Annotated in this window: 8 protein-coding genes; 3 read left to right on the top strand and 5 right to left on the bottom strand. The window is 59.7% G+C overall.

Annotated elements, in window-relative coordinates:
- Positions 1-5: 5 nt before the first annotated feature.
- Together WDJ57_RS15740 and WDJ57_RS15735 are read right to left on the bottom strand one after the other, a co-directional pair.
- Positions 6-440 (bottom strand): type II toxin-antitoxin system VapC family toxin, encoded by a 435-nt coding sequence (locus WDJ57_RS15740; RefSeq protein WP_338901814.1) that lies wholly within the window; start codon positions 438-440, stop codon positions 6-8.
- A gap of 18 nt (positions 441-458) precedes the next feature.
- Positions 459-692, bottom strand: a complete 234-nt coding sequence (locus WDJ57_RS15735) for an AbrB/MazE/SpoVT family DNA-binding domain-containing protein (protein WP_338901813.1) — start codon at positions 690-692, stop codon at positions 459-461.
- Between the two features lie 725 nt (positions 693-1,417).
- On the opposite strand from WDJ57_RS15735, the gene WDJ57_RS15730 reads away from it, so the two are divergent.
- Entirely contained in the window at positions 1,418-5,023 is a 3,606-nt protein-coding gene (locus WDJ57_RS15730) for an ATP-binding protein (RefSeq protein ID WP_338901812.1), read from the top strand.
- A gap of 1,098 nt (positions 5,024-6,121) precedes the next feature.
- Positions 6,122-7,378 carry an NEW3 domain-containing protein gene (locus WDJ57_RS15725; protein WP_338901811.1) on the top strand — a complete coding sequence of 419 codons (1,257 nt, stop codon included), beginning with the start codon at positions 6,122-6,124 and terminating at the stop codon, positions 7,376-7,378.
- A gap of 339 nt (positions 7,379-7,717) precedes the next feature.
- On the opposite strand, the gene WDJ57_RS15720 is transcribed toward WDJ57_RS15725, so the two are convergent.
- The 3 genes from WDJ57_RS15720 to WDJ57_RS15710 all read right to left on the bottom strand — a co-directional run bounded on the left by WDJ57_RS15720 (position 7,718) and on the right by WDJ57_RS15710 (position 10,492).
- Positions 7,718-8,182: a type IV pilin N-terminal domain-containing protein gene (locus tag WDJ57_RS15720; RefSeq protein ID WP_338901810.1), complete on the bottom strand. Its 465-nt coding sequence runs from the start codon at positions 8,180-8,182 to the stop codon at positions 7,718-7,720.
- 874 nt (positions 8,183-9,056) lie between these two features.
- Positions 9,057-9,464 carry a type IV pilin N-terminal domain-containing protein gene (locus tag WDJ57_RS15715; protein WP_338901809.1) on the bottom strand — a complete coding sequence of 136 codons (408 nt, stop codon included), beginning with the start codon at positions 9,462-9,464 and terminating at the stop codon, positions 9,057-9,059.
- A 410-nt stretch (positions 9,465-9,874) separates the two neighbouring features.
- On the bottom strand, positions 9,875-10,492 hold the full coding sequence (locus WDJ57_RS15710) for a glycosyltransferase family 2 protein (RefSeq protein WP_338901807.1): 618 nt from the start codon (positions 10,490-10,492) through the stop codon (positions 9,875-9,877).
- 304 nt (positions 10,493-10,796) lie between these two features.
- On the opposite strand from WDJ57_RS15710, the gene WDJ57_RS15705 reads away from it, so the two are divergent.
- Complete coding sequence (locus WDJ57_RS15705) at positions 10,797-12,200, top strand: NAD(P)/FAD-dependent oxidoreductase (RefSeq protein ID WP_338901806.1); 1,404 nt, start codon at positions 10,797-10,799, stop codon at positions 12,198-12,200.
- Positions 12,201-12,346: the final 146 nt, after the last annotated feature.

Raw genomic sequence — 12,346 nt, 5'->3', positions numbered from 1 at the left:
ATCGTTCACTCCGGCTGATACGGGTTGGTCGCGGTGTCGAGGCGATAGATATCTGGAGCGGCGTCGAAGTCGTCATCGAACGCGTAGAGATACCCGTGCCCCTCAGCCTGCATATACGCGACGAGAGCGGCGTCAACGAACGAAAAGCGCTCGTACTGGCGGAAGAGCGCTTTTGCCGTGGTGAATTCGTCGGTCGTCAGCGAATCGATGTGGAACCGGGCATTCGCTTCGATCCGCTCGAGAAAGTCGGTGGCAGCGTCGTGACCTGCGTGCGTCGTCAGCCCGTTCAGCGTCTCCGCCAGGACGTAGTCTATGAGTATTGCTCCCGGGAGGGCCGCAGTGTCGATGCCATGTAGAATTGGCAGTGCATCGTCGTGTGCACTGTCTCGGCGGTACGCCGCCGCGAAGAGAACGGTCGTATCGACGACTGCCCGAGGCATCTAGTCGACGTCGACGCCTCACGCGTCGTGGTCGGCCGTGACCGCTGTCTCTTGGTCGCCGTCGTAGCCGTCGAACTCACTGAACGTGCCGCTGCGCTGCTGAACGACTTCGACGCGTAGCGTCCCGTCGTCCTCGACGTGCCAACGGAGTTTGTCGCCGTCATCGATATCGAGCTCGCGACGGATGCGAGCGGGGATATTCGCCTGATTCCCCGACACCTTGCTCTCCGAATCGGCACCGTCACGACTCATAGACGTGGATACGAGACCGCTCCTGATAAATTGTAGTGTGGGCGCACACTACTCCGGACCATCGCGGAGTACTCCATCTTGATTGACCATTCACGGTTACTCACCACTAGTTGTCGTGAATTGCCACGGGGGCATTCTCCTCGAACTTCTGTGAACGGCGGAGATTCCCGTCCCGCAGGCGGGATTCTCTCCTCGAAGGAAGACAGAAACTAGGGGGCGCGTGGAAGTCCAGTTGCTGTATATACTCCACTCAGGTCCACTCGCCGACGATGAGTCCATTCGTTACAAGTACAGATGCTAGTTGCTCAGAAACTAGTAGTATACAAACGTATATTTGCTACTAAGTCGATTACACACATAACATTAGTACATAAGACAAGATAATGGAAATAAATTCATATAGAGTGGCTACAACGGCGGTCGTATGTATACCAGCAAAGTGAGCGAACCGGACGACGAGATTGACGGAGGCGTGAATGGGAACTGAGCGAGAGAGTGCTGGGGGAGACCAGTCCCACAGAGATGAGCGCGAACCTGGAGTGCGGCCTGCACTGCCCGTCCCACTCGAGAGAGGCGAACTCGCAGTACGTCAAGAGGCCACAACTGAGACCAAGCGACGAACCTACATCGAGATTCGGCCGACAGAGACGACCCTGTCTCCCCGAGCCGTTGGCCAGGCAATCGATCAGCTGTATGCAGCGCTCCAGCGCGAGACACAGACGCGATTGCGAGACCGCCTCACCGGGTCGACTCGGAAACCAAGTGTCGAGTGGCTGCTGGTCTCGGATGGAACGGAAGATACGAGCATTCGCTATCTCGTCGGGACGACCGAAGACTCACTCCAAGAAAACCTCGAACGGATTTTGCGAACCGGTCTGCCGAACACCTACGAACTCACGACGGTCGAGTGGCATCCAGCCAACATCGAGCGCCTGACGGAGACACCCCCCAGCACCGACCTCTACACGCGAGAGCCGGAAACACAAGCGCCAGCAGAGACACCGACGGACCAACAATCAGCAGCAGTCACACGGCCGGTCGCCGGTGTCCAGTTCAAGGGCCGGACAGAGCGGGCGAAAGACTGGCAGACGCCGCTTACGCCCTTCGAGGAGTTACGCACCCCACGGAAGGCCTACAGGGCCGAGACGGGCTCGGAGCGACTGCCGCTGACGACGCTCATCGAGACGATGAGAGACACGCGGCTGCCCATGGTCTATCAGGTCCTCGCGCGACCGCATGGAGACTGGACGCCAGCGGCCGAGCAGTCCCAGCTCGAACTGAAAGACGGCACGGAGAGTTTCTCCGGAAAACTCTATGAAGCGCTGTCACCCCGGACAGCCGAGGAGCGACGCGCATACGAACCAACGGCCGCCAATCAACAGCGCTTAGAGGAACTTACAGACCGCGAGACACGCCGAAGCTTCCAGGTGACTGCCCGGGCAGTGATACTCGGAAAGAGTGGCGACCATCCACCGAAGACTGTTGCTGATGGACTCGCCACCGCGTTGAGCCCGCTCAGTGGGACGACCCATCGCGTCGATGGTGACGTCCGTGTCGATCCAGATGGGAGTGCCGGCGAAGGGAGTGCACTCTTCGACGCGCTCTGTGCACGCCACCACGAACCGATCGAGTACGACCGCAGGTGGAATCGGCTTCGCCGACGATTTTCGAGTCCGGGCGTACTCGTCGCACCGAGTGAACTCCCCGGGTTCTGTCTCGTCGACGGCAGTGCACTCACGCCGACGGGAACGCGCGCTATCGGCGTTCGCCACGCCGAGCGGACCGGAATTCCGCTTCCCCCGCCCGGGCAACTCGCTCGCTATCGACAGCCGGGAATGGCTCTCGTGCAACCGCTATCGAGCGACCGCCAACCGATCGACCAGCCACTTGTCCTCCCGCCGCGCTACCAGCCCCGCCATCAGGTCGTCGTGGGTGATACAGGCTCGGGCAAATCCGTCCTGACTGTGACGGCGAAGCTGTCGAATCACCTCGCGACCGAGGGCCCTTCGATTCTCTTCGATACCAAAGGCAGTGGCACGGCCATCGAGTACCTCCAGGCACACTATCGGACCGAGGGTTCCTTCGAGAACGTCTATTATTTCGATCTCACGCGTGTCTTGCCAGCGTTTTCTTTCTTCGATATCAGGCCGCTGTTGGCGTCGGGACTGCCCCGTGAGGAAGCACGCTCGCGAAAGACCGGGCATTACGAGGAGATTCTCCGCGGGGTACTGCCAGCCGGAACCTACGACAGCGCCACGGAATCGACGAAGGTGATTCGCAATCACCTCCGCGCGCTCTATGACCCCGTCCACGGTGACGACATATTCACTCACGCAGACCTCTACGAGACACTGCAGCGAACCCAGGGGACAGAAACGCCACCCTCAGTCTCGGAATCGACGTTCCAGACCTACTTTACGGGGTTGCTCGAACGCGACCGCGACGTCTTTACGAAGGTGCTGGGCGGGGCCCTCTCGCGCGTCGAGACGATTGCAACAGATGGCCGTCTCGCCCCGTTGTTCGATCACGTGCCATCGAACGAAGACGACGGGACTGCTGCCAGCTTCGATTTCGCCGACATCATCAACGAGGACGCCGTCGTCATCTTCGATTTCGGCGGGATGGAAAGCCAGGTTAACCGAACGCTGACGCTCGTCTTGCTCTCGAATCTCTGGACGGCGCTCAAAGCCCGCGCGGAAGCAACGCCCGCCGATGCCGAAACCCCACAGGTGAACCTCTATCTCGAAGAGGCCAGAGACGTTGCCGATACGGAACTCGTCGATACGCTGCTCTCCCAGGGCCGGAGTTTCAATCTGTCCGTGATGCTCGGCGTGCAGTTTCTCGAACAGCTCGATTCGCCTGATCCCGACAACGACACCTATCGCGAGGCACTCAACGAAACGGCCACGTTCGTCGTCGGTAACGTCGCCGTCGACCGACACCTCTCGAGCGCACTCGCAACGGAGTCGATGCCGCCCGCGGCTGTCGAGCGGCGTCTCGCTGCACTTCGTCGTGGAGAATGGCTCGTCCGGCCGGGCGCTGGCTTTGGCGAATCTGTCGTGCGCCCGTTCCTCGGGAAGTCTCTGCCGGCGCCGCCCGGCCACCCCGCAAGCGACGAGCCACTCACAGGCATCGAGATCGAGGGCTTCGAACGAGCCTGTGAGCGACTCGCATCCCGAACCGAAGAACAGGCGGGTATTTCGCTTGGCGAGGCGAGTACGCCCGATGCGCACTCGGCAGGCCTCGACAGCGAGAGCGAGGGCACAGACGAAAGTGAAGACACTGGTGAGACACGTCTCGATAGTCTCCTTCCGTTTACCCAGCGCCTGCCCGAGTGTCTCCGCTACGATGTGGAGACGAACGCGCTCCACTGTCGAGCCTGCGAGTCGCGCCACAGCAGCACGGTCCAGGGATTGATCCAGGCCGTAGAGTGCTGTCACTCGATCGATGCCGTCGACGTCGATGACATCCCGATCTGTGAGTTGAATCTCACGCTCTCCCCAGAGGAGGTTGCAGCCTCGGCGTATTCCCCACGGCAGTTGGCCTTTCTGCAGGTGGTGTACAACGTCCAGCAACGACGCTACGACCCACCGGAGTTCGACTTGCTCCGGGACTCGATGGTCCGCGTCGAGGAGTATACGGGTATCGACCCGGACGAAATCGAGCAACTGGTCGAGGATGGCCTGGTGACGCACAATACTGACCGCCCCCATCGGCTGTATTCGGTGCGGCCCGCAGGACGCAAAGAGATCTGTGAATCACACCGCCTTGGCATTGCCTATGGCCACGGTGTGGGCGATCTCGATGAATCGACCGAGCACGTCCTGGGTATCGAGGTGGTCGTGCGCTGGCTGAAACAGACGTATGCCGAGAATCCCGATTCCGCTGTCGTCCGCGTCGTCCCGTATTATGATCTGCAGGAGGGAACGATCGACGCGGAGGCGTTCTTCGGCGACGGCTCTGATATTGACGGGGCCGCCGAGGGCTTCGAACACCACCGTCTCGATGTCGTCGGGCTCGATGCAGATGGCGAAATCGTCGTCACGGTCGAAGTCGAGCGAATCAACAACGATGCAGCCCGCGCGGTGCCCGCAGATTTCGATAAGATGGCTGCGTGCAATCCTGAGGAGGCAATCTGGGTCTCGATGTCGCACACAGAGGCACACGCGATTCTCGCTGCGCTGAACGAGCCACTGGAGGGCGAACCCCGCGTCGAAAAAACCTACGCCGAGACATCGCCCGCGAGTGCCTTCCGAATCGACGAACCCGGGTTCACCGATATCTACACCCTCGAACAACTGCGTGAAGAAGTGCTCGCAGATGAAGACTGAGACGGGGTCTGGGAGTGACACGGCCAACATCCCGCGCGCTTCTGAGCCGGGGTGGCTGTCAACGGTGGCGTTCCTGATGTCCGCTTGGAGGAGCGCCATCGCGTGTTCACGTCTCGTGGGTCGGTTTCTCTAACTGGAGTCGATATTCCCGACGGCGCTCCGCATGCGGAGAAGTCAGTCCCCGCGACGATTCACACGTCTTCGAGTGAGTTTCACCCGACGCACAGCGGAGAGTGCCACACGTTCAAGGGCCATCTCCACGCGTGTCGGGACTCTGGCCGTTCCCACAGTTGGGAGGGTCGTTGTATTTCGAGGAGGAATATATCAGCGAGCGTGGGTTAAGGAACGTATCACTTTCCGCTAGTAATGAGAGAGAAGAGGGGGCATCTCGCCTAGAGGGATGGTCTGCACTCCAGGAGAGTGAACAGAGCGAGACGGGGCGTTACAGCGACTATCACTGCCAGGGCGTCTCCGTGGGGGAATTCGTCTGCTCTGTGTCTCGCGGTGAGTGTGCGTCTATTCCTGTCAGCACTCGTCTTTCACGAACCCAGAAAACGCATAATGTTGGGGTTTGATGTGCCTTACTCCCAGCATTACATCGTTCTAAATGTATGAAATTTAGAGCGTGAAGCGCGCTTTTCAAGTGGCGAATACCCCGTCTGTGCCACCCTCAAGGAATCCAGCCAAGGCGGGGGGCGCGATGGCCCGATAAGGGTTCCTCTAGACGAACTCTGACCGTCACGAATACTATACAAGCGGAATATCGTGTCTCTCCTTGGCTGGTGAGACTGCCCGTCGTAAACGGCTTCGACGGCTGTACCGAAAGCGAATGTGGGGTCGTGCTCACGCGTAGGCGGAGAAGATACTACCCTGAATTGCCACCGTCGCGCCGGGTAGGGTTTGGCGTCCGGAGGCGTGGGTCTTCAATTGCGGATGTGAAGACGGTGAAAGCGTAGTGTGTGCGACACAGTAACAGTAAAAACGTTATTTGACTATCGAGGAGACTTAATTTATCCCCGTCACTACCACCGCAAGACGGATTCCACGGCGCGGGTTTGCACACCGTTGGCCGCCCACGGTGGAATCCGCACGCAAACGATGAAACGAAATCACATCCTCACGGCCCTCCTCGTGGTCGCCCTGGTGGCACCAGCCGCCAGTGCAGCCACGACCCAGGTACAGCCACAGGCAGACACACCAGACGCAGCTGCGACCACCGGCGAAGCGAGTAGCAGTCAGAGCGGACAGGCACCGACGAATTACACCCGCCTGTACGTCGAAGACAACTACCGGAGTCTCGAACTGAAACCCGGTGAGGAGACGTCGTTCGACGTGACCGTTGCGAACGAAGACGAGGAAGCAGTCACCATCAACCCACATCTGTACGTCCCTCCCGTCGGGCAACAGCCCGTCAAGTCGGAGTGGGTGAGCTTCAGCGAAGACGAGGTGACGCTCGAATCTGGCGGAGAGACGACCATCACGGTCGACATCTCGGTCCCCGAGGACGCTGACCTCGGCAACTACCACGGGATGATCGCGATGACCGACGAGATGATTTCTTACCCCGGGACGCCACAGCGACCCGTTCACGCTGCCACGTTCTCGGTCGACGTCTACGAGGAGCCGACCGTCTCCATCGTCGACGGCCAGCACATGCACACGCAGATTCAGGCCGACGAGAGCTACACGCACTCCATCGTCATCGAGAACACCGGCGAGCAGGCCGTGCCCGTCGACCCCACGGTGAACAGAGAGCGTGGCTACCGCGTCCCGCCGACGGAGACGGCGTCGTTCGAGCGGTCCTGGATGGAAATCGACGCCCCCAGTGAGATTCCCGCTGGCGAGACGGCGACCGTCACCGTCACGGTGACGCCCCCGGCCGACGCAGCGGTCGGCGACTACGACGTCGAACTCAACCTCGGCCTGAAGGACCCGGCCCGGACGGACCAGAGTGAGTACTGGCAGCAGGTGGGTCTCGGCTTCCAGGTCTGGGACCAGCCCGAAGAGCCGTTCACCACCTCGTTCGACGTGAGCGAGGAGACCTCGACGCTGACCCTGAAGCTCGACGCGCCGATGGGCCGCGCGGCCAGCGCTGACGGTGCGAGTTTCGACGTCTCCTTCGTCACGCCGAATGGCACGACTGTCGACGCGGAGCGCGTCAGCACGACCAACAGCGGGCACGTCGACCTCGCCGACGAGCGAGCAGCCGACGACGGCTCTGCCTACGGCACGCACGGCGGCGACCAGACGTTCACCTACCGCGTCGAAGACCCCGAAGCCGGTGAGTGGACCGCGGAGATCATGCCGGAGAACGCCATCGAGTTCGGCTACGACATCGTCCGCGACGAATCCTGACGTCCCCCCTCACAACATTGTAATTTTCTCAAGATATTTTTGACAGTAGTTTCTCTGCCGAGGACTCTTTACAGTATACGTCGATAACTGACGTACTCGACACGTACTGGTGGCTAGAAGTGACCGCCAAGACCCACAGCTGCTGGCGTTCCGAACATTCATCAACCGCCACAAGTCTCCGGCTCGCTTGGACACCCGATTCCCGCCCAACTGTCTACGACCTGTAGTCCGGTAAGGTCCCTGCCAACGTGGAGTTTGACACCGAGAACGCGAACGTATGCTTTCGTTTTAGCTGACGCTCAGGAGGTGATGTAAGAGCCGAAAATTGGTGACACTCAGTTAGCTGCTCTGTGAGGCCAGTTCACTGGATTGGTCGCCTTTCTCCCAGACGACAGAGAGTTCCCAGCTATCACTGACGTTAACCGTGATTGAGTCGCCTGAACCTATCTCGCTACCCGAGAAGCTCTTATCCCAAAATGCCCCCGGCGATCCAGTACTGTTGGACCACGGTATCTCACTGCTGCTATTAATAAGACTGCCCCGAGTGTATAGGGTACTAGCATCAATTTTATCACCTGACTGGTGTGCTATCTCAACAGCAAGATTGTTATTGCTTGAGGTGTTTTCCTCAAATTCAAATTGCGCACTCGGCGCGGCTTCACTCGGCCCTAGTCCGAGCACGAATGACGCGATGACCGCCGCCAGAATAACGGTAATGGCGACCATAAGGATTACACCAATAACCGGACTGACTGCCCTATCTTCCCCGCTGTACAACTCCCGGAGTGTATTACGTAACTGCATTGTATCAACCGTCCCTCGCCAACGGTATGAGTGACAGGGAGCGGGCGAGGCGCTCCCCGGGGGCCTTGAACTGCGTCTGAGCGTCCGTACTGGACGACGGACAGACGGCCCCAACGTGCGCGGCCACGACTCGAACGTGACTGGCAACAAACCTGTACCTATCGCGCATACATCACCCAAAAACATACCAACGTATTATAACTTTGGTCAAATTATCATGTGTTATAATAAGAACTTCTGCCGCCGTCTTGTGATTGCGTGCGAATATTCCCGAAATATAGTCAGCAGAGGCCCGGTCTGCGTGTTTCGGCCCAGGGGCGTGGAGCAGACGGTCTATGGCCGGTGCATGCTCCCGTGGCCGGATCTCGGTCCCGCGTGAATCCTCTTCAGCGCGGCATACTCGTTGGCGAGTGAGATTCGCCGATTGTAGCGCAGTCTTGATGCAGGCCTTCTGGGCCTCGGTGGTCGCAACGAAACACACCCGCCAATTGTGGCCCGAGAGCGAACCAGCGGCAAACACCTACGCGACGAGTATGTTCAGTCCCGCGAACGGCTAGGCGTGGTAATCTGCGGCGATTTCGATGGCGCGTTGGGGTCCGGCTTTTCGCCGTTATCCATCTACGGACGGATACGACTGCGCGGCAGTTCCAGTGCAGAGGCGACGGCTGCCGATCCTTTGTCTGGGTAGTTGTTCGTGTACTCAAGAACGCGCTGGTACTCCTGAACGCGAGTTCACGGTCGTCGTAGCGACCGCCCACGTAGGTTGTACCGAGGCGCTTCGCTGCGCCCGTTCGATAAATATATCAATTTCAGACCGTCAGCCGACGGATTAAGACACTATTACGTCCGTACCGTGGCTGCTGATGTTTCTGCCTTAGCTGGACGCTGTGTAGGTTCGTAGCGTAGCTGAGTCAGTTCCAGCATCGTTTTCCCACGTAATTCGAATCTCATCATTACCACTGGAACTGATCGTTGTTGACGCTCCTGCTGATATTTCTGACACGCCTCCACTCCATTTCGCTCCCTGGGCGGTTCCGTTCAGTTGCACCTTGATAGTCGAATTGGACAAGGTCGCCCCGCCTGCATGGGTAATTGTTACATTGGTACTGTTCTCCTCGAAGTCAAAACTCGCTTGCGGGGCTGTATCACTCACCTGGTCACCGAGACCGAGGACGAACGTTGCAATCACGGCCGCCAGGATGACGGTAATGGCGACCATGAGGATGACCCCGATAACCGGGCTCACTGCATCATCGTCGTTGCGAAGTTGTTGTAGCTTCATGATTTCTCACGGACACACAGCACATACGAGATGGGCCACAACTGCTAAGACAGCGGCCCGTCTTAGTTGGACGTGCACACAGGATGGGTGCCATCCCAACCTGATGTCCTTCTCGTGATACTGCGTGTTCCTAGCGACGTGTAGACCACCACCTCATATAACAGTAAGGTCTTATTACCAGGTTTGATAGTTTGAAAACGTATATTTCACACTCAGTTTCATAAATAAATCACACGTTACAGAGTGAGTTCGACTCCGCATGGCTTCCGTTGACAGACGGTAGAAACGAATGCACCGAGGCTTGACTCCGAGGCAGTTCACCTGCACCGAATCCTCGCCCTCATCGTCGAGCGGGTATTGGTGAACGATGGGTTGTTCCGGACTCAAAACGGGAATGCGCGCTCTGAAAATCAGCGAACCAAATAGCGGACGACGTGGAACAGTTGTCGGCCGTGTTTCCAGGCGATGCCGCGCGGTTTCGCGACCGAGCGGGTCTCTGTGCTCACTTCGCCGATGCGGGCACCGTTCGCTGCGGCCTCCAGGACGAAGGTCCCACAGGTGCACGCTGTATCGAGTTCCAGGTCTACGGCCAGAGAGCGACGGAGCGCGCGGAAGCCAGTCCCGGAGTCGCTGACGTCGACTCGCAACCGGGCAAGTCTGTTCAGAAGCCGCTCGGAGGGCCGGGGAATCGTTTGTCTGGCACCCAGTACCAGGTCTTTGTCGTCAGCCAGGATTGGCTCGACCAGTTTCGGAATGTCCCGCGGGCAATGTTCGCCGTCGGCGTCGAAGGTGACGACGACCTCGGAGGATGCCGCCCGAAACCCACGTTGCAGCGCGGCGATGTATCCCCGATTCTCCGGTTGCTCGATGACGGTCGCGCCTTCGGCACGGGCTTCGGCGGCCGTCCCGTCGGTCGAACCGTCGTCGACAACGACGACCGGATAGCGCTCGACGAATTCGCGAACGGTGGAACCGATACGCCCGGCCTCGTTGTACGCCGGAACGACTACCGTGACGTCGTCGCTCATCTGACTCCGCCCTCATCGAGCGACGGAAGAAGAGCTATTGCCACCATGCAGTATTGTTCTATTTTTGCACTCATAATCACTTCGTCTTCCGGTCTGTCCGCCTGAAATATCCAGGTGCGACGTGACTCGAAGGGACGGTAGAACGATAAAGGAGGTTATTTTCGCACTTATCGAGAGTTTGTGGAGGATAACGGTATAGCCCCACACCGTGAGCGGACTGTGTCGATATCGGAGTTCGACACGATAATTGTGCTCATATAGGACAATACAAACAATTATGGGTCGCAGGGCAGTTACGTCGTATATGGAGACGCATGTTGCGGTCGTCGGCGCGTACGGGAGCGCCGGCGTCGTCGTGGCCGAGCGCCTCGCTGACGAACCGGACGTGGAACTGACGCTCGTCGACGACGGCGACCCCGGTGGCGGACTCTGTATCCTCGACGGGTGCATGCCCTCGAAGGAGTTGCTCACGGTGGCCGAACGACGCTTCGCCGCCCGCGACGACGACCGGCTTCGCGGTGAGGCACACACGGTAGACTTCGAGCGGACGATAGAACAGAAAGACGAGAACATCTCGACGTACGCCAGCGGGCGCCGCTCGCACGTCGAGAGTCTCGCCGAACGCGATAACGTGACCCTCCGACGGGAGACGGCCGAGTTCCTCGATGACCGCCGGTTGGCCGTCGGCGACGACGTCATCGAACCCGACTACGTCGTCATCGCGACCGGGTCGACGCTGAACGTCCCGCCGATTCCTGGCATCGAGGACGTCCCGTTCGAGACCAGCGCAGACGTCCTCGACGCGACCGACTTCGGCGAGTCGGGACTGGTCGTCGGCCTCGGCGTCGTCGGGCTGGAACTCGTCCCGTACCTGTCCGAAGCAGCGGGGATGGACCTCACCGTCGTCGAGCAACTGCCTGCAGTCCTGCCCGATGCCGACCCGGTGTTCGGGTCCGAACTCGTCGAGTACTACCGGGAGCACTTCGACGTCGATATTCGCCTCGACACCGAGACCAAACGACTGGAACAAACCGAAGACGCCGGCGTTCGGGCTGTCCTCGACGACGGGACAGATGAGAAATCGGTCGAGGCCGACCAGTTGTTCGTCTTCACGGGACGTAAGCCAGCACTCGACCGGCTGGGGCTGGACGAAACGCGGCTGACGCCCGAACCCGGGTGGGTCGAAGACACGATGCAGGCCCGCGACGACGAGCGCGTGTTCGTCGTCGGTGACGCAAACGGTGCGGAACCGATTCTCCACGTCGCCAAAGAGGAGGGGGCAGTCGCCGCCGAGAACGTCCTCCGACACCGTAACGGAGAGGCCGTTCAACCCTACGAGAACGTCACCCACCAGGTCGTCTTCTCCGGCCTGACAGAGCTGCCCTACGCACGGCTCGGCCACACGGCCGCGTCGGCCAGCGAGGCGGGAATCGAGCACGTCGTCGCCACTCGCGAGGTTTCCGGAGAGGGTGTCTTCCGGAGTCGGGACTACTCCGAAGGGCTGGCTCGACTCGTCGTCGGCGCGGACGGCACCGTCCTCGGGTACCAGGGCCTTCACCCCGACGCAGACGTCATGGCCAAGACGATGCAACTGGCCGTCGAGATGGAACTTGACGTTCGAGAGATTCCGGACCGGGCGTATCACCCGACGACGCCGGAAATCATCGACGGGCTGCTCGTCGACGCAGCAGCGGAACTCGACGAGTGACCGGCCCAGGCTGAGGGCTTTCTCGCACACCAAGTTGGAGCTCACAGGAGTGTCATGATGATAGTCTATCAGTGACTCGAGCCCAGACGGCCGGGTGCGCTCGCGACCGGCAGAATCATTGGTCCTGGCCATCACAAACTGCGCCA

It is taken from the genome of Salinibaculum sp. SYNS191 (genome assembly GCF_037338445.1).
Classification (GTDB): Archaea; Halobacteriota; Halobacteria; order Halobacteriales; family Haloarculaceae; genus Salinibaculum; species Salinibaculum marinum.
Note: the sequence above shows the minus strand (reverse complement) of the source record. Positions and strands in the feature narration are given on the sequence as shown.

Bases quoted from the DNA above. Each gene is read 5' to 3' on its own strand.
- WDJ57_RS15725 (WP_338901811.1), top strand. From the start codon at position 6,122: ATGAAACGAAATCACATCCTCACGGCCCTCCTCGTGGTCGCCCTGGTG.
- WDJ57_RS15740 (WP_338901814.1), bottom strand. From the start codon at position 440: ATGCCTCGGGCAGTCGTCGATACGACCGTTCTCTTCGCGGCGGCGTAC.
- WDJ57_RS15710 (WP_338901807.1), bottom strand. From the start codon at position 10,492: ATGAGCGACGACGTCACGGTAGTCGTTCCGGCGTACAACGAGGCCGGG.
- WDJ57_RS15735 (WP_338901813.1), bottom strand. From the start codon at position 692: ATGAGTCGTGACGGTGCCGATTCGGAGAGCAAGGTGTCGGGGAATCAG.
- WDJ57_RS15715 (WP_338901809.1), bottom strand. From the start codon at position 9,464: ATGAAGCTACAACAACTTCGCAACGACGATGATGCAGTGAGCCCGGTT.
- WDJ57_RS15720 (WP_338901810.1), bottom strand. From the start codon at position 8,182: ATGCAGTTACGTAATACACTCCGGGAGTTGTACAGCGGGGAAGATAGG.
- WDJ57_RS15705 (WP_338901806.1), top strand. From the start codon at position 10,797: ATGGAGACGCATGTTGCGGTCGTCGGCGCGTACGGGAGCGCCGGCGTC.